At 38.5% G+C, this 24,322-nt stretch carries 25 protein-coding genes; 20 read left to right on the forward strand and 5 right to left on the reverse strand.

The features are described 5' to 3' along the window. The first annotated feature begins 96 nt into the window (after positions 1–96). The 17 genes from rpmH to FZ945_RS01100 all read left to right on the forward strand — a co-directional run bounded on the left by rpmH (position 97) and on the right by FZ945_RS01100 (position 15,448). Positions 97–231 (forward strand): 50S ribosomal protein L34, encoded by a 135-nt coding sequence (gene rpmH / locus FZ945_RS01020; protein ID WP_002940373.1) that lies wholly within the window; start codon positions 97–99, stop codon positions 229–231. After that, the gene (gene rnpA / locus FZ945_RS01025; protein WP_035142427.1) at positions 219–554 is read left to right on the forward strand and encodes a ribonuclease P protein component; all 336 of its coding nucleotides are present in this window, start codon (positions 219–221) and stop codon (positions 552–554) included. The genes rpmH and rnpA overlap by 13 nt, the downstream gene beginning before the upstream one ends. After that, positions 551–892 (forward strand): membrane protein insertion efficiency factor YidD, encoded by a 342-nt coding sequence (yidD, locus tag FZ945_RS01030; RefSeq protein WP_103598242.1) that lies wholly within the window; start codon positions 551–553, stop codon positions 890–892. Before rnpA ends, yidD begins: the two co-directional genes overlap by 4 nt. Then, positions 893–2,449 (forward strand): membrane protein insertase YidC, encoded by a 1,557-nt coding sequence (gene yidC / locus FZ945_RS01035; protein WP_148801862.1) that lies wholly within the window; start codon positions 893–895, stop codon positions 2,447–2,449. Continuing rightward, positions 2,446–3,528, forward strand: coding sequence for a Jag N-terminal domain-containing protein (locus FZ945_RS01040; RefSeq protein ID WP_148801864.1), 1,083 nt, complete (start codon positions 2,446–2,448; stop codon positions 3,526–3,528). The genes yidC and FZ945_RS01040 overlap by 4 nt, the downstream gene beginning before the upstream one ends. Beyond that, a complete protein-coding gene (gene mnmE, locus FZ945_RS01045) occupies positions 3,525–4,850 on the forward strand; it encodes a tRNA uridine-5-carboxymethylaminomethyl(34) synthesis GTPase MnmE (protein WP_148801866.1) in 1,326 nt (441 codons plus the stop codon). Before FZ945_RS01040 ends, mnmE begins: the two co-directional genes overlap by 4 nt. 42 nt (positions 4,851–4,892) lie before the next feature. Further along, on the forward strand, positions 4,893–5,474 hold the full coding sequence (locus tag FZ945_RS01050; protein ID WP_148801868.1) for an NAD(P)H-dependent oxidoreductase: 582 nt from the start codon (positions 4,893–4,895) through the stop codon (positions 5,472–5,474). Between the two features lie 72 nt (positions 5,475–5,546). After that, a complete protein-coding gene (locus FZ945_RS01055; RefSeq protein WP_148801870.1) occupies positions 5,547–6,266 on the forward strand; it encodes a DUF8095 domain-containing protein in 720 nt (239 codons plus the stop codon). A 56-nt stretch (positions 6,267–6,322) separates the two neighbouring features. Beyond that, positions 6,323–8,512 (forward strand): phosphoribosylformylglycinamidine synthase subunit PurL, encoded by a 2,190-nt coding sequence (gene purL / locus FZ945_RS01060; RefSeq protein WP_148801872.1) that lies wholly within the window; start codon positions 6,323–6,325, stop codon positions 8,510–8,512. A gap of 3 nt (positions 8,513–8,515) precedes the next feature. Continuing rightward, on the forward strand, positions 8,516–9,565 hold the full coding sequence (locus FZ945_RS01065; RefSeq protein WP_148801874.1) for an SDH family Clp fold serine proteinase: 1,050 nt from the start codon (positions 8,516–8,518) through the stop codon (positions 9,563–9,565). A 1-nt stretch (position 9,566) separates the two neighbouring features. Then, positions 9,567–10,298: a TerB family tellurite resistance protein gene (locus FZ945_RS01070; protein WP_148801876.1), complete on the forward strand. Its 732-nt coding sequence runs from the start codon at positions 9,567–9,569 to the stop codon at positions 10,296–10,298. Then, positions 10,299–10,871 (forward strand): hypothetical protein, encoded by a 573-nt coding sequence (locus FZ945_RS01075; RefSeq protein WP_148801878.1) that lies wholly within the window; start codon positions 10,299–10,301, stop codon positions 10,869–10,871. Positions 10,872–10,893: 22 nt separating this feature from the next. Beyond that, the gene (purH, locus tag FZ945_RS01080; protein ID WP_148801880.1) at positions 10,894–12,426 is read left to right on the forward strand and encodes a bifunctional phosphoribosylaminoimidazolecarboxamide formyltransferase/IMP cyclohydrolase; all 1,533 of its coding nucleotides are present in this window, start codon (positions 10,894–10,896) and stop codon (positions 12,424–12,426) included. Between the two features lie 77 nt (positions 12,427–12,503). Continuing rightward, positions 12,504–13,544 carry a peptide-methionine (R)-S-oxide reductase MsrB gene (gene msrB, locus FZ945_RS01085; protein ID WP_148801882.1) on the forward strand — a complete coding sequence of 347 codons (1,041 nt, stop codon included), beginning with the start codon at positions 12,504–12,506 and terminating at the stop codon, positions 13,542–13,544. Positions 13,545–13,617: 73 nt separating this feature from the next. Continuing rightward, positions 13,618–13,956 (forward strand): hypothetical protein, encoded by a 339-nt coding sequence (locus FZ945_RS01090; RefSeq protein ID WP_148801884.1) that lies wholly within the window; start codon positions 13,618–13,620, stop codon positions 13,954–13,956. Between the two features lies 1 nt (position 13,957). After that, complete coding sequence (locus FZ945_RS01095) at positions 13,958–15,148, forward strand: peptidase M50 (RefSeq protein WP_148801886.1); 1,191 nt, start codon at positions 13,958–13,960, stop codon at positions 15,146–15,148. Positions 15,149–15,151: 3 nt separating this feature from the next. Continuing rightward, a complete protein-coding gene (locus tag FZ945_RS01100; protein WP_012001609.1) occupies positions 15,152–15,448 on the forward strand; it encodes a metal-sulfur cluster assembly factor in 297 nt (98 codons plus the stop codon). A 266-nt stretch (positions 15,449–15,714) separates the two neighbouring features. Here FZ945_RS01100 and ftsZ read toward each other — a convergent pair whose 3' ends face one another. The 4 genes from ftsZ to FZ945_RS01120 form a co-directional block, all read right to left on the reverse strand. Further along, positions 15,715–16,854 carry a cell division protein FtsZ gene (ftsZ, locus tag FZ945_RS01105; protein WP_148785420.1) on the reverse strand — a complete coding sequence of 380 codons (1,140 nt, stop codon included), beginning with the start codon at positions 16,852–16,854 and terminating at the stop codon, positions 15,715–15,717. Positions 16,855–16,868: 14 nt separating this feature from the next. Further along, on the reverse strand, positions 16,869–18,287 hold the full coding sequence (ftsA, locus tag FZ945_RS01110; protein WP_148801888.1) for a cell division protein FtsA: 1,419 nt from the start codon (positions 18,285–18,287) through the stop codon (positions 16,869–16,871). A 5-nt stretch (positions 18,288–18,292) separates the two neighbouring features. After that, positions 18,293–19,750, reverse strand: a complete 1,458-nt coding sequence (locus FZ945_RS01115) for a peptidylprolyl isomerase (protein ID WP_148801890.1) — start codon at positions 19,748–19,750, stop codon at positions 18,293–18,295. A gap of 140 nt (positions 19,751–19,890) precedes the next feature. Beyond that, positions 19,891–20,478, reverse strand: a complete 588-nt coding sequence (locus tag FZ945_RS01120; RefSeq protein ID WP_148801892.1) for a class II aldolase and adducin N-terminal domain-containing protein — start codon at positions 20,476–20,478, stop codon at positions 19,891–19,893. A 126-nt stretch (positions 20,479–20,604) separates the two neighbouring features. Here FZ945_RS01120 and rsmH point away from each other — a divergent pair, with 126 nt between their 5' ends. From rsmH to FZ945_RS01135, 3 genes are read left to right on the forward strand one after another with little or no spacing between them, the layout of a single operon-like run. After that, entirely contained in the window at positions 20,605–21,528 is a 924-nt protein-coding gene (gene rsmH, locus FZ945_RS01125; RefSeq protein ID WP_148801894.1) for a 16S rRNA (cytosine(1402)-N(4))-methyltransferase RsmH, read from the forward strand. A 2-nt stretch (positions 21,529–21,530) separates the two neighbouring features. Continuing rightward, complete coding sequence (locus FZ945_RS01130) at positions 21,531–21,824, forward strand: hypothetical protein (RefSeq protein WP_002940285.1); 294 nt, start codon at positions 21,531–21,533, stop codon at positions 21,822–21,824. Continuing rightward, positions 21,815–23,764: an FUSC family protein gene (locus FZ945_RS01135; RefSeq protein WP_148801896.1), complete on the forward strand. Its 1,950-nt coding sequence runs from the start codon at positions 21,815–21,817 to the stop codon at positions 23,762–23,764. The genes FZ945_RS01130 and FZ945_RS01135 overlap by 10 nt, the downstream gene beginning before the upstream one ends. Here the strand turns inward: FZ945_RS01135 and FZ945_RS01140 are convergent. Further along, positions 23,743–24,249, reverse strand: coding sequence for a hypothetical protein (locus FZ945_RS01140; RefSeq protein WP_148801898.1), 507 nt, complete (start codon positions 24,247–24,249; stop codon positions 23,743–23,745). The two genes, FZ945_RS01135 and FZ945_RS01140, sit on opposite strands and share 22 nt — an antisense overlap. Positions 24,250–24,322 lie beyond the last annotated feature (73 nt).

Below are 24,322 nucleotides of genomic sequence, written 5' to 3' on the forward strand. Positions count from 1 at the left end.
AGTTTAAATTATAGTTTTTTCGGGCTGATTTATTCAAAGGAATTTAAGTATTGCTTTGATAAAATCCCACTTTTTATATTAACTTTAAGGATAGAAATGAAAAGGACTTATCAACCTCATAAAACCCCTAAAAAACGCACTCACGGCTTTCGTTTAAGAATGAAAACTAAAAATGGCCGTAAGGTTATCAACGCTAGACGTGCTAAAGGTAGAAAAAGATTGGCTGCTTAGCTGGTTTTGAGTCACTAAGTGACTCGAGAGAATTTTCTCAGGTTTATAAAGAGGCCAGTAAATGGCACTGCGACGCTTGCGTAGTTTTTTATAAACCTACAATTGAAAAAAAATTAGCAGTTGTTGCTAGCAAAAAAGTGGGAAAAGCAGTAGTTAGAAATAGAGCAAAGAGACTTTTAAGAGCTGCTTTTTTTTCTATTTCTAATGAGCTAAAAGATGGCACTTACATTATGGTCGCAAAAAATGGAATTACAGAAATTTCATTTGACAAAATTTGTAAAAATTTGAGCTGGTCTACAAAAAAAATGGGATGTCTAAAATGAAAAAATTTGCGATTAAATTTATCGCTTTTTATCAAAAATATATTTCCATACTTCTGCCAAAAAGCTGTCGCTACTATCCGACTTGCTCACAATACGCTATTTGGGAATTTCAAACAAATAGCTTTTTCTCTGCTTTTTTTGCAACATTCATGCGAATTTTAAGATGTAATCAACTTTTCAAAGGCGGTATCAACTACCCAATCATCCGCAAAAAATTTAACTCATGTTTTATATTTCAAAAAAGAGATACCAAAAATGTAAATTTCTGGTTTATCCCTTGCCAAAATAGTAAATTTTATGTCGTAAAAGTATTAGATAAATTAAAGGAAAAAAAATAAATGGAACAGATGTCTATGCAAAAAAGGTTGCTTCTTGCAGCACTTTTGTCAATCGTATTTTTCATAGTATATGATTTTTTTATGCCAAAAAGAGCTTTACTAGAGCAAAACCAGACAACGATCTCTCAAACAATAGATCAAAGCAAGGCCCCAGCCTCTACTAATGATACTCCAAAATCAAATGAAAATTTAGCTTCAAACGAGATAATCGCTACCATCAAAGGTCAAAGTTACGAAGTAAAGATAGATAAGTTAGGCAGGATCGCGAAATTTTATCTCACTGAAGATAAATACAAAACAGAAGATGGCAACAAAATCGAGCTTGTTTCACAAAATCCACTGCCGCTTGAGCTTAGATTTAACGATAGCACTTTAAATACTGATGCTTTTAAGGTTGCATATAGTAGTGACGCTAGCGAGGTAGATGCTAGTAGCGAGCCTAAAACTATAAAACTCACTCAAAATTTAGATGGTATTACAGTCACAAAAAATATCAAATTTTACCCAAATGGTCGTTACGAGGTTGAAGTAAATTTAAGTAAAAGCGTTGATTATTTCATCACTCCTGGCTTTAGACCAAATATCGCGATAGATAGCTACACAGTCCATGGTGTCATGCTTAGAAATACAGACGATAGCCTAAATATCATAGAAGATGGCGATGCAAAAGAGGTTAAAAACTATGCAAACACAACTATAGCAGCTGCATCTGATAGATACTACACAGCGCTATTTTACTCATTTAACAAGCCATTTGAAGCTGTTGTGGATAAAGATGCAAATAACAATCCTATCGTCTTTGTAAAGGCAAATGATAACTTAAAACTAGGCGCTTACATCGGACCAAAAGAGCATAAAATTTTAAGCTCGATGGATGAGAGGTTAAATGACGTTATCGAGTATGGTTGGTTTACATTTATAGCAAAGCCGATGTTTGCATTCTTAAATTTCTTGCATAACTACATCGGCAACTGGGGTTGGGCGATAGTTGTGCTAACGCTTGTCATAAGGATAGTTTTATTCCCACTTACATATAAGGGTATGCTATCGATGAATAAGCTAAAAGAGCTTGCTCCAAAGGTAAAAGAGATCCAAACAAAATATAAAGACGATAAGCAAAAGATGCAAGTCCATATGATGGAGCTATACAAAAAACATGGTGCAAACCCGATGGGTGGCTGTTTGCCGATCTTGCTTCAAATTCCGGTATTTTTTGCGATCTACCGCGTTTTACTAAATGCGATCGAGCTAAAAGGCGCTCCTTGGATACTTTGGATACACGATCTTTCAGTGATGGATCCATACTTTGTGCTACCTATTTTAATGGGTCTAACGATGTTTTTACAACAAAAACTTACACCAACGACATTTACCGATCCTATGCAAGAAAAGGTTATGAAATTCTTGCCTTTGATCTTCACATTTTTCTTTGTGACATTCCCAGCAGGTCTTACGCTTTACTGGTTTGTAAATAACGTTTGTTCAGTCGTTCAACAAGTCTTTGTAAATAAACTTTTTGAAAAACATAAAAAAGCTGCGGAGGTAAAAGCTCAATGAAAATAGAAGCAAATACCCTCCAAGAGGCATTTCAAAAGGCAGCCGAGCAGCTTAACTGTTCAGTCACAGAGCTTGATATAAAGGTCTTGCAACATCCAAGTGGCGGAATTTTTGGATTTTTTAAAAAGACAGCGATCATTGAGGCAAATTTAGAAAATCAGTCAAAACCACAATATAAACCAAAAAATGATAGAAATTTTGCTAAAAAAAGTGATGAAAACAAGCCTGCAAAAGAAGAGAAAAAACAGAGCAAAAAACACGATCATAATGATAAAAAGCGAAATCCTAAAAAGCATAAAGATGAGAAAAATGAGGCTAAGTCTGAGCAAAAAGAGCATAAAAATGAAAAGCCAAATTTGAGTGAAAAAAACTCAGCTCTTGCAAAAGATGCCTTTGCTGAAAAGGGTGAAAAAGAGGCTGAAGAGCCAGGATATGTCATAAAAAGACTTGATGAGCCAAAAGAGCAAAAAGAGACTAAAGTGGCAAAAGAGCCACAAGCTAGCAAAAGTGCTCCTAAAAACATCCTAGATACTTCAATCATCGAAAATTTCAACCAAACTGATGAAGAGAGTGCACCTCAAGCTTTACCAAAAGAGAAAAAAGAGAAGGTTGTAATCGACTTTGATAAAATTTTACCTGAGATAAAAGAGGGCATGACGCGTCTTTTTAAAGCAAGCTGCTTTGAGATAGATAAGGTAGAAGTTAGTAAATTTAACGATGAAACCGTGCTTATCGAGCTAGACGGTGCTGATGCGGCACTACTTATCGGCAAAGAGGGTTATAGATATAAAGCGATCTCTTATATGCTCTATAACTGGCTAAATTCAAAATATAACCTCGCTATCCGCCTTGAGATCGCGCAATTTTTGCAAAATCAAGAAGCGATGATGGATCAATATCTAAATGGTGTGATCGAGCGTGTGCAAAATAGCGGTAGAGCCCAGACAAAGCCACTTGACGGAGTTTTAGTCAAGATCGCGCTTGAGAAACTTCGCGAGAAATTCCCAGATAAATATGTCGGCATAAAAAGCGGCAATGACGGCAAATTTGTCGTCGTAAATGACTTTTTTAAAAAATGAGTGAAACTATCGCAGCCCTTGCTACAGCTTATGGCATCGGCTCAGTTTCTATCGTAAGGCTTAGCGGCAAGGACGCCCTGGCTACCTCTTTAAAACTACTTAAACTTTCAAATTTAGAGCCAAGATACGCAAAACTAGCCAAAATTTACTCCCTTGATGATGAAATTTTAGACGAGGGCATCGTTATATATTTTAAAGCTCCAGCAAGCTTTACTGGCGAGGATATCGTCGAGTTTCAAACTCATGGTGGCGTGATGGTGAGTGAGAGAATTTTAAATGAGCTAATAAGAGCTGGCGCTAGGCTTGCTATGCCTGGCGAGTTTAGCAAGCGAGCATTTTTAAATGGCAAGATGGATCTAGCCAAGGCCGAGGCGATGCAAGGGCTTATCACTTCAAAAAGTGAGATCGCAGCTAAAATTTTGACCCGCCAGATGCAAGGTGATCTTAGTAAATTTGTAGGCGAGATCAGGGGCGAAGTGGTCAAAACTCTTGCTTTTGTTGAGACGATGATTGACTATGCTGATGATGATCTGCCTTCAAATTTGCTAGAGCAGACAAAAGATATGCTTTTAAAAAATAGTGAGAAGCTAGAGCGCATAGCCACTCTTAGCGAGCAAAGAAGAGGGCTAATAGATGGCTTTAAAATAGCTATCGTTGGCAAGCCAAATGTTGGCAAAAGCTCTATTTTAAATTCATTTTTGGCATATGAAAGAGCGATCGTTAGTGACGAAGCGGGCACAACTAGAGATAGGATAGAAGAAAATTTTAAGATCGGCTCGCATCTAGTTCGCATAATAGACACCGCAGGCATTAGAAAAGATGCTGGAAAGATCGAGCAAATTGGCATAAACTACTCAATCTCTGCCATAAACGAGGCCGACATCATCCTAGCTGTCTTTGATGGCTCATCTGCAAGCGACGAGCAAGACAAAGAGATAATAAAGCTCGTTTCTAACTCAAACAAAAAAGCCTTTTTTATCCTAAACAAAAGCGATCTGGCGTTTAAATTTGACATAGAGTTAGAGGGCGCTATCAAAATTTCAGCAAAAAACGATACGAGCGTAGTTTTAAAAGAGCTTGAGGGCTACCTCAAGACGCAAGATACTGACGAGATCATGCTAAGCTCAAACCGCCAAATTTTAAGTTGCAAAGAGGCGAGCGAGGCTTTAAAAAGAGCGTTTTTAAGGCTAAATGAAGAGGAACTAGAAATTTTTGCTTACGAGCTAAATGCCGCTATAAAGGCACTTGCAAGCATCACAAAGCCATTTGAGAGAAGTGAAATTTTAGACGAAATGTTTAGTCATTTTTGTTTAGGAAAATGATACTTTTTTTGGTTAAAATTTGCGCTTTTTAAAGGAGAAAAAATGAAAATTTTACTTTTAAATGGTGGTAAAAAATTTGGCCATTCAGATGGCAGGCTCAATCAAACACTTCACGATCTTGCATGCGAAAAACTAGCAAAAATGGGTCACGAGGTAAAACAAACCGTGATAGATCAAGGCTATGATATCGAGACTGAAGTTGAGAAATTTCTCTGGATGGACGCGGTAGTTTGGCAGATGCCAGCTTGGTGGATGGGCGAGCCTTGGATAGTGAAAAAGTATATCGACGAGGTCTTTACTGCAGGACACGGCAAGCTTTATACGAGTGATGGCAGGCATAGGGTTGATCCAACTAAAAACTACGGCAAAGGCGGCTTACTAAATGGCAAAAATTTTATGCTAAGTCTTACTTGGAATGCCCCAGCTGAGGCATTTAGCGATCCAAACGAGTTTTTTGAGGCGCGCGGCGTTGATGGGGTTTATTTTCATTTTAGAAAGGCAAATGAGTTTTTGGGCATGAAGTCGCTTCCGCACTTTATCTGCTGTGATGTTATCAAGATGCCAGACGTGCCAAGATATCTAAAAGAGTATGAGGCACATCTTGAAAAAGTTTTCAAAGCGTAAAAACAAATTTCTACCGCTCTCTAGCCATTTGCGCTAGGGGGCATCTAAATTTATATCTTTTGGTTGGGGAAAATGAGGGCAAAATTTCTATTTTTAGCTGCTGTTATATTTTTTGCTGGGTGTGCTAGCAAGCAAATTCTAAAGCCAAGCGATGAGGCAAATTTACTCTACCTTGAAAATAACGAAACCTTGCACGAGATGAAATTTTATAAGCTTCAAAATAGTCTAAATGACTTTAATAAATTTGCAAACATTGTCGGCAAGGCTGAGATAAAAGCGGCCGGAGTAAATGTAGAATTTAGCGCTCTTGGTGGTCTCATGCAAGGCAGCGAAGCAGACAAAATGGTGCTTGTAAAAAATTTAAGCACTAACCATGAGCTCATCTTGTCAAATTCTAGTGACATAGAGGAGCTAGTAAATGCAAAAAATATCAAATTTTATGAAATTTCAAATGGAGCTATCAAAAGCGTAGTTTATAGCACAAAGAGCATGCCAGTTTGTGAAGCTTTTGCGAGTGGCAAAGAGGCGATAAAAGTAAAAAGTGTGACAAATCACCCTTTGAAAAATGGCTTTTTTGCGGTGATCTTAAACTCAGATATATCTAATGATCAAGGCTTTTTTCTAAGAGAGACGAGCTATTATTTCAACCTTTCAAGCGAAGATGAAGAGAAGATTAAGGCTGATACGCTAACGCAAAATTTTTATAAAACATTTATCGAAAGCGACCTCGTAAAACAAGGCGAAATTCTCTCAAATGTGCTTTGTTTTAGTAAATTCCAAAAGGCTTTTTAGTAACTTTTTATAAGCAAGGTTGTAAAATAGCTTAAAATTCTTAAAAGGTTACATCAATGGATAAAGCTACCATACAAGCACATAAAATCAGCGACGAAGAGTATGAAGAGATCTTAAAAATTTTAGGCCGTGAGCCAAATTTACTAGAGCTTGGCATATTTTCGGCGATGTGGAGCGAGCACTGCAGCTACAAATCAAGCAAAAAATACCTAAACGGCTTTCCGACAAAGGCACCTTGGGTCATTCAAGGACCTGGCGAAAATGCTGGCGTCATCGACGTTGGCGACGGGGTTGCAGCTGTGTTTAAGATGGAGAGTCACAACCATCCAAGCTTTATCGAGCCGTTTCAGGGCGCTGCAACTGGCGTTGGTGGAATTTTAAGAGACGTCTTTACGATGGGCGCAAGAGTCGTTGCGAACATGAACTCACTTCGTTTTGGCGAGATAAGAGGCGAGGGCGAGCTAGCCAAAAAGCATAGATATTTGCTAAAAGGAAGTGTGGCTGGCATAGGACACTACGGCAACTGCATGGGTATCCCAACGATCGGCGGCGAAACTACCTTTGATCCTAGCTTTAATGGCAATATCTTAATCAACGCTTTCGCGCTTGGACTTTGCAAAAGTGATGAAATCTTCTACGGCAAGGCTGAAGGAGTGGGCAACCCAGTCATTTACGTGGGCTCAAAGACCGGTAGAGACGGACTTGGCGGCGCTGTTATGGCGAGCGATAGCTTTAACGACGAAAATAAATCACTTCGTCCAACGGTGCAAGTAGGCGACCCATTTGCCGAGAAACTACTCATGGAGGCGTGCCTAGAGCTCTTTAAAAAAGACTATATCATCGGCATCCAAGATATGGGTGCAGCAGGGCTTACAAGCTCTAGTTTTGAGATGGCTGGCAGAAGTGGCAGCGGTATGAAGATGTATCTAGACCGCGTGCCGATGCGCGAAGTTGGCATGACGCCTTATGAGCTAATGCTAAGCGAGTCTCAAGAGCGTATGCTAATATGCGCTAAAAAAGGCTATGAGCAAAAAGTGCTTGAAATTTTTAGAAAGTGGGACCTTGACGCTGAGATCATCGGCGAGGTCACAAGTAGCGGCGTGATGCAGCTTTACTGGCATGATGAGCTTGCAGGCGAAATCCCTATCGGCCCGCTTAGCGAGGCAGCTCCGGTTCTTGACCGCCCAGTCGCACGTCCAAAATACCTTGATGAGATAGCAAATTTAAAAATTCCAAACAATGTTGATAACAAAAGCGCATTTTTCAAGCTTTTAAAAGAGCCAGAAGTGCTAAATAAAAGCTTCATCTACGATCAATACGACGCAAATATCCAGACAAATACGATAAAACAGCCTGGTTGCTTGGGTACTGCAAGTATCAGAGTAAAAGGCACTAAAAAGGCCGTCTCTATGGCCGCTCAGTGCGATCCAAGAGCAAATTTCGTTGATCCAAAAATAGGCGCTGCAAGAGCTGTCGCTGCAGCTGGTAGAAAGGTCGCGATGAGCGGCGCTGTGCCACTTGCGATAACTGACTGCCTAAACTACGGCAACCCGCAAAATCCAGAGGTTATGTGGCAGTTTAAAGAGGGCTGCGAAGGCATAAAAGAGGCTTGCCGTGAGCTAAATACACCAGTTGTTAGTGGCAACGTGAGCCTTTATAACGACACTGACGGCGTTAGCGTCTATCCAACGCCAGCCATCGTCACGGTTGGTGTAAATGAATATGCAAATTTAAACCTAAAGAGCACATTTTTAAGCGAAGGCAGGGCGATATATCTACTTGGCGAAACAAGCGGAGAATTTGCAGCTTCGCTTTACGCAAAGTCGCTATTTAACGTGGTTGGCGGCAAGCTAAAAGAGGTTGATTATAAAGCTGAGCGAGCCCTTTGGGACTTAGTGATAGAGGCAAATAAAGAGCAAATTTTAGAGTTTGCAAATAGTGTAGGCGTAGGCGGTCTTGCTATCACGCTAGCAAAAATGGCTAGCATCTCAAACATCGGCGTAAATTGTGAAGTGAAATTTAAAGAGCCAAATTTCATCTTTGACGAGAGCTTTTCAAGAGCGGTTGTGGGCGTGAAAGACGAGGCTAAATTTGAAGCACTTGCGACTAATTTTGGTGTGAAATTTAAAAAAATCGGCGTTAGCGGTGGCAAGAGATTTAAGCTAAATGAGATAGATGAGAGCTTAGAGGACATAAGAGAAATTTATCTAAATGAGTTTGCGAAAATCGTAAAAAAGGAGGACTAAGAGATGTTTTCTAAAAAGGAAAAAGTAAGCGGAGAAAAGGAAGTAGAGCAAAATGAGAAAAAGGGCGTGGCAAAACCGCCAGTGCTCTTTAGCGATACTCAAAATTTGATAAGTACGATAGAAAAAAGGCTAAATGCCCCTTTGATAACCTACTACAACTCAAACGCTGGTAATGTCTGCGGTAACGATGCAAGCGCAATGTATGAAATTTTAAAGGGTAAAAAGATAGATACGGCCTATCTTTTCATAAAAAGTGATGGTGGAAGCGGTATAGCCGCACTTAGGATCATTAGCACCCTTAGAAACTACTGCAAAAATTTAATAGCACTGATCCCGTCAAACTGCGCTTCAGCTGCTACTATGATGGCGCTTGGCGCAAATGAGATCGTGATGGGACCACTCGCCTATCTAACGCCAGTTGATACATCGCTCAAACATGAACTTAGCCCTACAAACAAGGGCAACGAGCTTGTTAGTGTCTCTATGGACGAGCTTAGCCGTGTAGTCAAGCTTTGGAAAGAGCAGGACAAAAATAGACCAAACGACACAAACCCCTATAACTCGCTATATGAGTATATCCATCCGCTAGTTTTTGGTGCGGTTGATCGTGCTAGTTCGCTCTCACTTAAAATTTGCTCTGAGCTACTTAGATATCACATAGATGATGACAAAAAGATCGTTGAAATTTCAGAGCGTCTAAACGCAGACTACCCAGCGCACGAGTATCCGATACTTTTTCGTGAGGCACAGGAGATCGGTCTGCATGTCAAAAAGATGGACGATGATCTAAACGAGATGCTTCAGGAGCTAACGCTACTTTACTCAGAGATGGGACAGCGTGCCTTTACCGACTACGATGAGAACAGCTATCACGATAACAACATCGCAAACATCATCGAGACAAATGGCAAGCAAATTTACTATCAGATCGATAAAGACTGGTTTTATCGCCCTGAGGAGCGCCGCTGGAACGTGATGAACGACGAGAGCTCATGGCGCAAAAATGAGCTAGTAAATGGCAAGATAAAAAATACAATCTATCACTTGTGGTAATATGTCTGGAGTCTTGTTTTTACTCATATTAGGCGGTGCGATATTTTTATTTATGAATGTCCAAAGTAGCAACCGCAAGAAACAAGCAAATGTAGATGAGGCTAAATTTCTAGTCTCACTGCTTGCAAAAGTCGCTAAAAGTGACGGCAGAGTTAGCGAGCTAGAGGCTAGGCTGATCACTCAAGTGCTAGATGATCTAAGCCAGAAAGTTAGCGGCGTTAGCGGCGTGCGTGAGTATCTAAAAGAGGTCTATAACAGCCAAAAAGAAAATGTAGATAACGCCTATGAAACCGCTAGAAACTATAAGCGCGCGTTTAATCTAAACTACGATACCTGCGTGGCTAGGCTCACTTTTTTTCTAAATTTAGCCTATATAGACGGAGAATTTAACAAGAGCGAGCAAGATGTTATAAGAAATATCGCTTATGGATTTGGCATCGACAAAGAGACGCTTGATGAGATAATCTTTAAATTTGATAGCTTTTATGGCTCGAGATTTGGGGCAGACCGCGATGAGGTGAGCCGAGAAAACGATGCGTTTGAGGTTTTAGGACTTAGTAAAAATGCAAGCCTTGATGAGGTAAAGGCTCGCTACAAAGAGCTTGTGAGGCAGTATCATCCTGACATTTTGATGGGCAGAGGCGAGAGTAAAGAGGTGATAGAGCGCTCGACTAAGAAGCTTCAGGAGATAAATGAGGCTTATGGGCGATTGAAAGAGAAATTTGGAGTTTAGATGAAGAAATTTATTATTTTGCTGCTAGCGGTGGCTGGCTTTTGTAATGATTTTAAAGTGGTAAATGTCGATGGAAAAGAGATAAAATTTAAGCTTACGCAAAGCGAGCTTTATCAAGATCAAAGGTTGATTATCAGCAACTACGATGTTAAAGATAGCAATGTGAGCATAATATTTGTCGATAAAGATGGCAACAAGAGTGACATTATGTCGGTTCAAGCAAAAAAATTAAATGAAATTAGTGAGTATATCTTTTCGTATGATCGCGGTATAAAGGTGATGAAATTTAGCTCGAAAAAGCCGATATGCGAGGCGCTTGAGAAAGAGGAACCTGTAAATTTAAGCGTATTAGATGCGAGTTACTTTGATGGCAACCAAATTTCAAGCTATGCCTTTAGCGTTGATATTGTTGGTCAAAAGCGTGAAAACTTTGTAGATAGAAAAGACTATTATATAGATGCAGCTGCAAATGTTATGATTACGCTAGAAGCTTTATCGATAAAGAATATCGCAAAGGATATAAAAATGGGGCAGCTTCTACTTGTAAAAGGTATGTGTTTAACAAAAAGATAAAAAATTTAATAAAGGAGAAAAAATGAGAGCGTTGCTTAGCGTTAGCGATAAAGAGGGCATTGTAGAGTTTGCAAAGGGGCTAGAAGAGCTTGGCTGGCAGATACTTTCAACTGGTGGCACCTACAAACTTTTAAAGGCTGAGGGCGTCAAAGCCACTGAAGTTAGCGAATTTACGGCGTCGCCTGAGATGTTTGAGGGCAGGGTAAAGACCCTTCATCCAAAGATACATGGCGGCATCTTGCATAAACGTGACGACGCTACGCATGTGGCTCAGGCAAAAGAGCATGGCATCGAGGGCATCGATCTAGTTTGCGTAAATTTATATCCATTCAAAGAGACAACCATCAGGACTGATGACTTTGCCGAGATCATCGAAAATATCGACATCGGCGGCCCAGCTATGGTAAGGAGTGCGGCTAAAAATTTTAAAGATGTGCTCATCGTCACAAGCGTGCTTGACTACGATGAAATTTTAAAGCGCCTAAAAGAAAAAAGCGATGATTTTGAGTTTAGAAGATCGCTGATGATAAAGGCATTCGAGCATACAGCGGCATATGATAGCATGATCGCAAACTATATGAATGATAGATTTAATGGCGGTTTTGGCGATGCTAGATTTATCGTGGGAAGCAAGGTTTTTGACACTAGATACGGCGAAAATCCACACCAAAAAGGCGCGCTTTATGAGTTTGATTATTTCTTCACAAACAACTTTAGAGCCCTAAAAGGCGAGGCAAGTTTCAATAATATGACTGATATAAATGGCGCATTGATGCTTGCAACTAGCTTTGAGGATGCACCAGCAGTGGCTATCATCAAACACGCTAACCCTTGCGGCTTTGCGGTAAAAGATACATTGCTAGAGAGCTACGTAGCAGCGCTTAAGTGCGATCCGATCTCAGCATACGGTGGCGTGGTCGCGATAAATGGCACGCTTGATGAGGAGCTTGCTAAAAAGATAAATGAAATTTACGTTGAAGTAATCATCGCTGCAAATGTCGATGATGCCGCTCTTAAGGTATTTGAGAGTAAAAAACGCATCAAAATTTTCACTCAGGATAATAAATTTTTAGTGCGTGCAAATGATAAATTTGACTTTAAGCACATCGATGGTGGATTTGTATTTCAAGAAAGAGACTTCGTAAAAGACGAAGAGTTTGAAAATATGAAGCAAATGAGCAAGAAATTTGCAACTGGCAGCGAGCTAAAAGACGCTCAGATCGCGTGGAAAGTGGCTGCGCTAACAAAGAGCAACTGCGTAGTTTATGTAAAAGATGGCGCGATGGTGGCTATTGGCATGGGTATGACTAGCCGCGTGGATGCTGCTCGTGCGGCCGTGGCAAAGGCAAAAGAGCTAAAGATCGACCTAAATGGCTGCGTGCTTGCAAGCGAGGCGTTCTTCCCATTTAGAGACAGCATCGACATCGCTAGCAAAGTGGGCGTAAAATGCGTCATCGAGCCAGGCGGCAGCATCAGAGATGATGAGGTGATAGAGGCTGCCGATGAGCACGGCATGTCGCTATATTTTACTGGCGTTAGACACTTCTTACACTAAATTTTAGGGGCGCTTTGCCCCTTACTTCACACTTTATAACTTTAAATTCTATATAATCCTTCAAAAAAGGAGCTCACATGAAAAAGATATTAAATTTTCTCTTGGTTTTTATTGTATTTTTGGGTATAAATTTGACGGCGAAAGATGAGTTTTTAAAGGAGCGGACGATGGCAGGGCAAAATTTGAAAGAAATTTATTTAGCAGGTGGCTGCTTTTGGGGCATGCAGGGATATTTTAAAAAGATATTTGGCGTGGTGGATACAAAGGTGGGCTACGCAAATGGCAAGAGTGAGAACACGAGCTACCGCGAGCTTCATGAGAGTGATCACGCCGAGACACTTTATGTGAAATTTGACGAAAACAGGGTCGCTTTGGCTGAAATTTTGGCTCATTTTTTTAGGGTGATCGACCCGACCTCGCTAAATAAACAGGGTAATGACGTTGGCAGGCAGTATAGAAGCGGGATTTACTATGTTAGCAAGGACGATCTGCCAGTCATTGAGAGCTTTATGAAGATCGAGCAAAAGAAATTTAAAGATAAGATCGTGGTTGAGGTCGCACCACTTAAAAATTTTATCATTGCCGAGGAGTATCACCAAGACTATCTTGATAAAAACCCTTTTGGATACTGCCATATCGACCTAAATTTAGCCGGCAAACCGCTCTATGATGAGGCTAAATTTAAGCCGCTTAGCAAAGAGGAACTAAAGAGAAATTTAAGCAGCGAGCAGTATGCTGTGACACAGGAGGCGGCGACTGAGAGGCCATTTAGCAGCGAGTATGATAAATTTGACAAAAAGGGCATCTATGTCGATATCACAAGTGGCAAGCCGCTCTTTTCAAGCGCTGATAAATTTGACGCAGGGTGCGGCTGGCCAAGCTTTACAAAGCCTATCACGACAACTGCGCTTACGTATAAAGAAGACAACTCTTTTATGATGAAAAGGGTCGAGGTGAAGTCACAAAACAGCGATGCGCACCTTGGGCATGTCTTTGACGATGGGCCAAGCGATAAGGGCGGACTAAGATACTGCATAAACGGAGCTAGCCTTAAATTTATACCGCTTGAGGATATGGCTAGGCTTGGATACGAGGAGTTTATCCCCTACGTAAAGTAGCTTTTGTTGAAGCAAATCAATGGTTTGAAAAGTTTAATCAGAGTATAATTTTCCAAAATCAAAAGGAGAAAAAATGAGTGAATTTTTCAAAAATGCAGAGCAGTTTAACGTAGAGGGTGCGACGGTGCCGTTTTATAAATTTAGTGAAAATGGAGTAAGCTTTGTGGGCTTTGACTCACGTCCTTGCGTGCCGCCAGAGCCCATGATGAACGCGCTTTTGGCGATAAAATTTGCTGATAAAGATACTAAAATCGTGATGGTAAATCACAAATTTCCAGCTGGGCTCATACCAAAGATAGAAAAGAGCTTTGACGTGGAGCGAGAGGACCTTGAGGGCGGGGCTGTGAAGATGACTTTTAGCCTAAAAGAGGGTGCGAGCATAGAAAACATAGACGCTAGCCTTTGCCACTAAAATGCTTTTAAACACTTATGCACCGCCATTTAAGCTAGTTGGTGGCTACTTTATCGCTGGAATTTTCTTTTTAGCGCTAAGCGTCCCGGCCTTTTTCTGCGCTGATTTTGAGGGGATCAGCTCGCTAAATACAGCTGGCTTTTTGCATATATTTTTCGTGGGCTTTGTGATGAGCATCATCATCGGAGCGCTCTATCAGCTAACCTCGGTCATACTAGAAAAGCCGTTTTTTACGGTCAAAGGGGCTATTTTAAATTTAGCCGTTTTTTGCTTTTCACTGCTTGCTATGAGCTATGCGATGATATTTGGCGAGGGTCAAATTTTGCAAATCAGCGCAGTTTTGCTATTTTTCTCGCTCGTATTTTTTAGCTCGACCTATGCTCTAAGCTTTTTAAATAATCAAAAAAGAAGCTTTGCTGCCTTTGCGCTCTTTGTCTCGGCGATATTTTTGCTAGTTGGCATAACGCTTGGATTTTGCCTAGTGATGATACTTGGCGGCACACTTATGCTTGATTTTATGATGACATTAAAATTTCACGTATATTTTGTGCTGGGCTTTGTATTTTTTGTCATACTTGGGGCCGCAAGCGTGCTTTTACCGATGTTTGCGCTGGCGCATGATCTTAAATTTACACTTAGTAAGGCTTCGCTTACCTGCTATATTTTAGCTGGAGTTTTGTTGGCAATCGATGAAAATTTAGCTATTTTTGCGGTGGCTGTGGCAGCTTTGCTTTTTATAGCTCAGGCATTTTATATCTTAAAAAAACGCGTGAGAAAGGCGTATGACTACTGGAATGTAAATATCGCTCTTTCACTGCTTGCCTTGCTTTGTGCTGCTACATTTATGGTTTTTGAAAAGCTAAATTTGGCTGCATTTTTTATGATATATGGCTTTTTGTTTGCCTTTATCGTGGCTCATCTTTATAAGATCGCGCCATTTCTCATCTGGTATCACTATGTGGCGCCATTTGTTGGCAAGGCAAAAGTACCGCTGCTTGATGCGATGATATTAAAAAAGGCGGCTTATTACGCCATAGCTTTTAATGTCATTTCGCTTGTGTGCTATCCTTTGGCGGTTAGCTTTGAGATGAGAAATTTGGTCTATGCAAGTATGATTTTTATGGCTTTAAGCATCATTTTGCTTGCTGTAAATATGATAAACGTTTTTAAATTTACTGGTTTTAAAGGATAAAAAATGAAAGAAAAAATTTATGATGCTCTGTCAAATATTGTCGATCCAGAGGTTGGCTTTGACATTGTTTCGCTTGGGCTCATATATGATGCAAGCTGCGATGAAAATGGCAAAGCAAAGGTGACTATGACACTTTCAACTAAGTCATGCCCGCTTCATGAGATGATACTTGGCTGGGTTGAAACGGCTGTGCTTGGTGTGGAGGGTGTGAAAGAGTGTGAGATCGACCTAGTTTGGGAGCCAGAGTGGAATATCCAAATGGCAAGCGATTTTGTAAAAGCACAACTTGGAGTGAATTAAAATTTATTGGCTAGAAATTTAGCTTAGTCAGCAAATTTCTAGCTTTTCTTCTCGAACTTCTACTTTAAATTTTAAAAATATCATAAAAGCGTAGTTAAATTTTTTTTTGGTAATGCTTAAGCTCTTTAACAAATTTATGCAAGTAAAAGCTAAAAAATATAATGCAAGTTTAAGTGTTTGCTAGATTATGGTTAAAATTTTGAATATATTAAAAGGTAAATTGCAAGATAAACTTGCAATTTAACAGGAGAATTTTTAGTTAAGACTTAGTCCATTTGGTGGCGAAGATATGATGGGATATCTAGCTGAGAGATATACTCGTCGCTGTTATATCCGCCACTTACTCTTCTTTTTAAAACGATATTTTTATTTAAAAGATCGTTTTCAGGCTCTTGGGCTATTTTTTTTTCTTCGCTTTCTTTTTCAGTACCTTTAAAACCTGTTGCGATGATAGTAACTTCGACTTTATTATCCTCTATGTTTTCATCAGTTGTTGTACCAAAGATCACATCAGCATCATCATCAGATGCCTCTTCGATCATTGACATCGCGCTATGAAGGTCATCAAGTGAGCAGTTTGGATGCATTTTGAAATGAACTAAAACACCAAGCGCTCCGTTTATGTTCATGTTGTCAAGCAGTGGAGACTGGATAGCATTTTTGATGGCTTCTTGAGCTGCACCCTCGCCATAAGCCTCGCCAACGCCCATCAAAGCATGACCTCTGTGGCTCATAACTGTTTTTACGTCAGCAAAGTCAAGGTTGATATCGCTAACACCAGAGTCAAGCACGATAGAGCACATACCATTTACTGCTCTTGCAAGCACTTCATCAACCATTTTAAAGCTCTCTTTGATGCCTGATTTTTTATCTATCAAAGTTAAAAGTCTGTCGTTTGGTATGATAACGATAGAGTCGCTCTCTTTTCTAAGCTCGCTTAGACCGATATCTGCTAGCTTGCTACGTTTTTTACCCTCAAATGAAAAAGGCATAGTAACAACTGCAACTGTTAGCGCACCTATCTCTTTTGCAGCTTGTGCAACAACTGGAGCAGCACCTGTGCCTGTACCACCACCAAGACCTGAAGCGATAAACACAACATCAGAAGTTTCAAGAGCGCTTTTTATCTCTTCGTAGCTCTCTTGTGCAGCTTCTTTGCCAATCTCTGGTCTCATACCAGCGCCAAGACCTTTTGTCTTTTTTTCACCAAGCTGTATCTTTGTGTGTGCAGGAGAATTGTCAAGTGCCTTAGCATCTGTGTTTGCTATCATTAGATCGATGTCTAAATTTGGATTCTCTCTGATGATGTGGTTTATCATATTACCACCACCACCACCTACGCCTACTACCTTTATCTTTGCGCTATATAGGCTCTTGTTCTCTTCGATTGTGAAACTGTTGCTCATAGTAAAAATTCTCCTCAAAATAGTTGTGTCATGCTGTGCCAAAATTTCTTTAAAGCACTTGGTTTTTTTTCTTGCTTACTTATATCAGCAATATTTGCAAGCTCGTTTTTGTTGTTTGTTTGCTCTAAATTTATATCCATATTTACAAGCTCAATGCCCTCTTCAAAATCATCTTTTTCTTGTTTTTTTGCTTCAAATTTCTCTTTTTTCTCTTCTTCAAAAATGTTGAAATTTGTTTTTGGCTTTGATCTTAATTCACCTTTATATCTCATCTTTTTTTCTGAGTCTATCTCATAAGGCGTAAATTCTCCAGCGCCATACATACAAAGTCCTATGGCACAAGAATTTGCCGGATCTCTTAAAATTTCATATAAACCATCCATCTCTTTTGGTCTAGCGATCCTAACTGGCATGTTGTCAAATATCGCAGAAGCTAAGTCTTTTAGTCCATCAAGTTTTGTCATGCCACCAGTTAGTACTATGCCAGCACCAACAAGATCTTTGTATCCACTATCTTCAAGCATATTTGCAAGTACCATCACAGTCTCTTCTGCTCTAGCTGAGATGACATTTGATATAACATCAAGTGAAACTTCGTGAGTTTTTTGCTCATCACCAAGTCTTGGAAGCTCGATAAGATCGACTGATTTATTTACTAGCTTGCCATATTCTAGTTTTATCTCTTCAGCTTTTGGTAAAGGAGTATGAAGTGCCATTGAAAGATCTATGGTTATATTTGCCGAGCCAACATGTAGATATGAGTTGTATCTTAGTGAATTTCCAGCATGCACTACCATATTACATGTCTCGCCGCCCATATCTATAAGCGCAACACCAAGTTCTTTTTCGTCTTTTGTTAGTGTTGCTATGGCTGAAGCGTAACCAGAAAGAACTACATTATCAACTTGCACGCCTGCTAAATTTACAGCTTTTCTTAGGTTGCTAAGTTGTGATTTTTGAATGCTTATGATATGTGTTTGCACTTCAAGTCTGGTGCCATTCATGCCAATAGGATCTTCTATAAATTCTTGTCCATCCACTTTAAAGTTATATGGTAAGACATGAAGTTTTTCATATTCTGGTGAAGTCTCGGCATTGTGATCTGCCATCTGCATAGCACGCTCAATCTCTTTTATGCCTATTTCATGATTTGGTATATTTACTACGCCACTACTATTTACGCTTTTAGTATATTTTCCGGATATCGAAACCACTACTCTTTCGTAGTGTGTGCCCGCAACTTTTTGCGCTTCTATGAGTGCATTTTTTATAGATTTTGCAGCTAGTTCAATGTTGTTTATAGCGCCCTTTTTTATACCTTGTGCTTTTTCTGTACCTATTCCTATTATTTTTATGCCATCATCATTTTGTTCTGCTATAACAGCACAAATTTGAAATGATCCGACATCTATGCCTAAAATTCTAGTACTCAAAATTTTTACCTTTTGACATATTCTTTAACTTCATAATATTTTAGAAGTTTGTTTGTTAAATCTTTTATCAACTCGTTGTTTTTAAGCATTGCAACATTTTGTTGTGTTATTTGCTTATAGTTGTTATTTATATTGTTAGTAAGCAATCTTTGTTCCAAAATATCGTACACTACGGCTTTGTCATCTAATATAACATAACCTTTTGTATTGTTAGTATCAAAAAGTTGAGATACAAAAGCTCTTGTATCGCTCTCATTTAAGCCCGCAATAGAGCCATTTACCTCTCTGCTAACAAAGCCAACATCTGTGCCTTTAAAGTTTTGTAGAGTCTCTTTTGCTTTTGCTGTTAAAATTTCTTTTTCTTTTTTGCTTTTATAAATTTCAAGCACATTAGCTCTTGCTTGTTCAAAGCTCATAGGTTGTGGAGGAGTTATACTTTTTACTCTAGCTATTAAATAGCCATCTTTGTAGATAAATGGTTTTATAACTTCGCCAACTTTTGCACCCTTGATCTCATCAAGTGAAAAAGTAGCATTGTCTTCATTTACGCTTATAAAACCATTGGTTGCAATTTCAGCTTTTTTAACAGCGACATACTTTTCTAAAGCGTTAGTTTTGCTTTGCTCTATGTTATAGTCTTTATTAACCTCAGCTTTTACCTCACTAAAAGGTTTTATCTTGTCATCAGATCCCTTGTATTTATCTTGGTTCTCGTTATAGTAAGATTTTAAAACGCTTTCGTTTGCGTCGCTTTTTTCTGATTCGACAAAGTATGTATCTATGCCATAAAGTGTCTTTGTCATATAGTTATTTTTATTTATCTCCCAAAGATCTTTTAGCTCTTTCTCATCTACTTTGATCTCGCTTTGATCAGCATTTACTACTTGTACAGCTAATTTATCTTGCATGAAAAAGCTAGCTTCCATCATTGCAATATCTTCTTTGCTAGCAGGCAAATTTAAAATAGTTCTAAGTTTGTCTAGTAGAATAGTTAGCTTTAGATTATCTTCAAAATCAGTTGGGTTTATCCTAGCTCTTCTTAGCACATCGTAGTATAAATTTTTGTCAAAAACGCCGTCTTTTTGAAATGTTGGATCGACGATTATGTATTTTAAAACATCGTCTTTATTTACGCTTAGACCGATATCGTCTGCAAAATTTAGCAATAAATTTTCTTGGATAGCAGCCTGAAGTGCAGCATTTTCCAAACCTAACTCTTCAGCTTTTTCTTGAGTTAGTTTGCCTTCAAATACGTTATTGTAGTACTGATAAAGTCTATCATATTTTTGTTGCAACTCTTGAACGCTTATGTTTCTGTGTCCTACTTTAGCTACTGAAGTAGCTCTGTTGCTGTTTAGATCGTATGCGCCCCAGCCGACAAAACCAGCACCGACAAAAGCTATCGTGCTTACCCAAATTGTCACGACTAGGTATTTTTTATGTTTTTGCATCCAAGATAACATTAAGTTCTTCCTTATAAAATACTAACAAAGCTTATGTGATATTTTATAGAAATTTGGCTTAAATAAGCTTAAAATGGGGCTTTATAAAAACGTTTCTTGCTAAATTTTTACTAACATTTTTTATCTTTGTTAGCAAAAATTTAAATGCTAAAATCGCTGTAACCACCAGTAATATGAAGCAGTTTGCAGCTATTTTCTAACAAAGCTATATCTTTTGCAAGTAGCTGAGGACTCCTGCTATACGCGTAAACACCGTATCCTTTGATCACGACGACGTTAGTATTTTTCTCTATCATAGCTCTATAAATTTCTGTCTCAGCACGCTCATACCAGTCGTCAAACTGCTTTGGATCATAGACTAAAATTTCATTAAATCTAATGCACCCAAAATAGTCTTTTGGCGCTATTTTCTCATGTTTCATTGCATAAGCTGTCGCATATGGAGGCATGGCGTAGCAGACAAATTTTGCTTCATTTATGTTTTTGTAGATATTTAAGTGTATATCAGCATCCAAACTCGCATCATTCCAGCGGTAGTCTTTTTTTGATGAAAGAAGCGTTAGATCGCTATCTTGCAAGTCGTCAAAAATAGCACTTTGCTTGTTGATGATAAATTGATTTTTTTCTACTCTTGCAGAGATAGAACCATGAAAAACACCAAAAAAATTCTTTCTAAACATCGAAAGAGATATCTTTTTTATCTCATTTGTTGAGTGCATTAAGTCCATTTTTTCTCCTATGTTTGGGTGATTATATTTAAGCTATCTTAAAATTTGTGTAAAATTTTATGTAATGATAGCTTTTTAAGTAAAATTTCGATAAATTTTCACACTAATTTCATTAAAGAGGCAGTGTTGCAAAGTCCGCATATTAGCGTTTTACTTGACGAAGTTTTATCTTTTTTTAAAGATCTGCGTGGAAATTTTATAGATTGCACGCTTGGATATGCTGGACATTCTAGTGCTATTTTGTCTCAAAATGAAAATTTAAATTTGATCGCTTGCGACAAAGACATCGAAGCTATAAATTTTTCGCTCAAAAAACTTGAGCAATTTGGTAATAGAGTTAAAATTTATAAGAGCAATTTTTCTGAGCTTATTAGCAAACTTAGCAGCGATGAAATTTCAAATGTTAGAGGAATTTTAGCTGACATTGGCGTTAGTTCGCTGCAGATAGATAAAGATGATAGGGGCTTTAGTATCGGCTCAAGCACGCTTGATATGCGTATGGATAAAGAGCGAGAATTTAGCGCCTATGATGTTGTAAATGACTACTCTTTTGATGAGTTAGTTAGGATTTTTAGGGACTACGGCGAGCTAAAAAATTCCGCCAGCATTGCAAACAAAATCATAAATGCTAGAAATTTAGGCAAGATAACGAGCGCAAAAGAGCTTGCAAATATAATAGGCACAGCTCAGATAAAAGGGCGAGGTGTTAGCCCTGCGATACTGGCGTTTCAGGCGATCAGGATAGAGGTAAATGGCGAGCTAGACGAGCTAACAAATTTGCTTGATAGTATAGAAAAGGGCGGTTTTAAGGATTGCTTGGTGGCGATTATTACATTTCACTCGCTTGAAGATAGGATCGTAAAAGAGCGCTTCAAAAAGTGGGCAAACAGCTGTATCTGCCTGCCTGGCATCTACCGATGTGAGTGTGGAAATAACCACGAACTGGGCGAAATTTTAACCAAAAAGCCACTAACAGCGAGCCAAAGTGAGCTAGCGCAAAACTCACGAAGCAAGAGCGCAAAACTGCGTGTTTTTAAGATAAAAGGATAAAGATGCAAGAAAAAGAAGAGCTACTAACACTTCACGACGAGGAACAAAAACGTGAGGTAAATTTAAGCTTTAAGACGCTAGTGATGGTCTATCTGGCGGTTTTTATAGCACTAGCTCTATTTTTGCCAAAAATTTATATAGCAAATCAAATTTATTATATAAGTAGAGATATCGCCGATATCAGCGGCAAACGAGATATGCTCCTTGAGGAAAACAGAGCTCTTAGCATAAAGCTTGAAAATTTGCGCTATAAAAATCAAATTTTAAACAATATGCAAGAGCGTCAATGGAAATAATTAAGAAATTTAAAAGCTTCATCCACTACTACGACCCTGCAAATTTCCAGCTCATCTACTCGCTAAAAGCTGCCACGACCATCGCTTTTAACTGCTTTTTGTGCTTTCACTTCTTTCATCTAAGTGGCGCCATCATGGCTGTAAATATCACGATGGGCATCTTCTTTCTTGGCGAGCTTGAGTGCAAAGATAGGAGCAAATTTGCCTTTTTGCTTCTTTACATCGTGCTTTCTTGCGCTTTTATGCCCTTTGTTGATCCATTTATTAGCCTTGGCGTTTGGCTCTCGCTTATCGTATTTGTCTGGATATTTGTGGTAGGTATTAGCCAAATTTATAGCTCAAATTTAAACAAAATTTTGCTTGCCGTAAATGCAACAGGGCTAGTTGCTTTTGTGACAAAGGCCGCAGTTGGGCTAAATGTGATTGAAAGCATCGGCGGTCTGGTGCTTGCTGGCGTGCTAAGCATCATCATAAAATTTGAAAACTTTGGCAAATACGGCAAATTTACTAAAAAGAGCATCAGCTTCTTGTTAGATAACGCCATCTTGTCGAGTAAGGCGCTTGGCACGAGCCATTTTTACGCAAGTATCGCAGATTTGATGAGTTTGATTGACAAATCAAAAGAAATTTTTGCAAACAAAAGCCTAAAGATAAAAGATGTTAAGCTAGTTAGAAATCAAGCCAAGGCGCTATTTTATTTTTATAAAGTTGAAGAGATCGCTCTTTTGCTTCGAACATTAGGTGCTTCGTTTGAAAGGATCGAGGACAAAGCGCTTTTAAATGAGGTAAAAAATGAGATCACTTACAACCTTTTTGAGCTTAAAAAAATTTTCAAAAATCAAACTCCAAAGCTAAAATTTGAAGCGCTAAATTTAGCCAAAAACTCAAATTTTAAAATTTTTGCAAGCTCACTTGGTGTGCTTTACGATAAATTTTTACTTATAAAAGAGGGCGGCGAGGATAAGCTCTCGTTTAATAACACAAAAAAGATCACGCTAAAAGAGGCGTTTAAAAAGATAAATTTAAAAAATGAAGTATTAAAAGAGTCGTTAAGGCTTGCCATTTGTATGTCGCTAGCCATTTTTATAGCGCAAGCTTTTCATATAAATCATGGAATTTGGATCGCCATAGCAGTGATGAGTCTAAACAAAAGCGACGAAGATGCTTTAAAAAATGCAGGTAGAGATAGCCTTCTTGGCGGAGTTGTCGGCTTTTTTATCGCGCTTGTTTTTGTGAAATTTATGGGTGAATCATACGCATTTTACGTGGTTGTCTTTATCGGTATGTTTTTGGTTTATTATCTTAAAGCCTACAAACAAATCGTCTTTGCAACGGCTTTTATGTTTGAATTTACATCTATTTTTTCGCTTATAAAAAGAGACTTTTTAGCCCTTATGGTCGATAGACTGCTTGACGTGGCAGCTGGCTTTGTGATAGTTTTTGCTGCATATTTGCTAACTAGAAAAAATGACTATACTAAGGTAAAAGATAGCTTAAGTGATGTCTTGATAGGTTTTAGAAATTTAGTGCAAATTTCTCTAAATGAGTCAAACAAAGATGCTTTTAGCACGGATGAAAAAGAAATTTTAGGCTCGCTAAATGAGCTAAACTACGCTATAAAAGTTAGTAAAAATTTAGACGATGATAATATAAAAAATGCAAAATTTATAGCTAGCAAGCTTGATGATATAAATAGCGATCTGATTAAGCTTAGAAATTATCTGAATTTAGATGAGCTAAAGGAGAAAAACGCCTTGCAAAATGATGTAAAAATCATCTCAGATAGGTTTTTAATGCTAGATAAAAAGATGAGGAAGCTTCCATATTATTTCATAAGCGAGATAGAAGCGAAGCTACTTTGCAAAGACGAAAACGTTAAAAAGCTAATTTTACGTATTGCTTTAAAACAAAATGAAATTTACTCAGCGCTCTCTTTTTGAGAGATTAGCTTTTCATATATATATTGTTCTAAATCTTTTTTTGAAACGTCATTTTTAAGAGCGGTGTTGTAAATTTCTTCAACCTTGCTTGAATACTTTTCATATCCAAAATATGGAAAATGCACGCTCCAAGCCTTTTTTATAAGATCCAAGCTTATCTCTCTTCTTGCCCAAACCTTAAACATATCAAAGCCGATAAAAACAGCTGAAGTGACGATGGTGGTTGCTATTATCGAGATGTGAGCGTCGGCCTTTGCTAAAAAGTGGTGCGTGATGATGAGAAGCGGAAACAAGACTACAAAGCAGATAAGTGCGTAAATTTGATAGAGCTTCATGTGGTTAAATCTAAAATTTAGCTTTGCGCCATCAACTAGCATACCTTCGTTAAAAAGGGCATTTGCTTCAAGTAAATCTCTAAATAAAACAGGCTGTTTTGAGACGAAAAAAATATTTTTAATGATAGTGTTTCTTAGATTTTCTTTCATTTTTTATAGACTTTTTACCTTAAAAATTTCAGCTCATTGTATCTAAAAATCTATAAATTCAAACAAAATTAGA

Source organism: Campylobacter concisus (genome assembly GCF_902460535.1).
Taxonomy (GTDB): Bacteria; Campylobacterota; Campylobacteria; order Campylobacterales; family Campylobacteraceae; genus Campylobacter_A; species Campylobacter_A concisus_AS.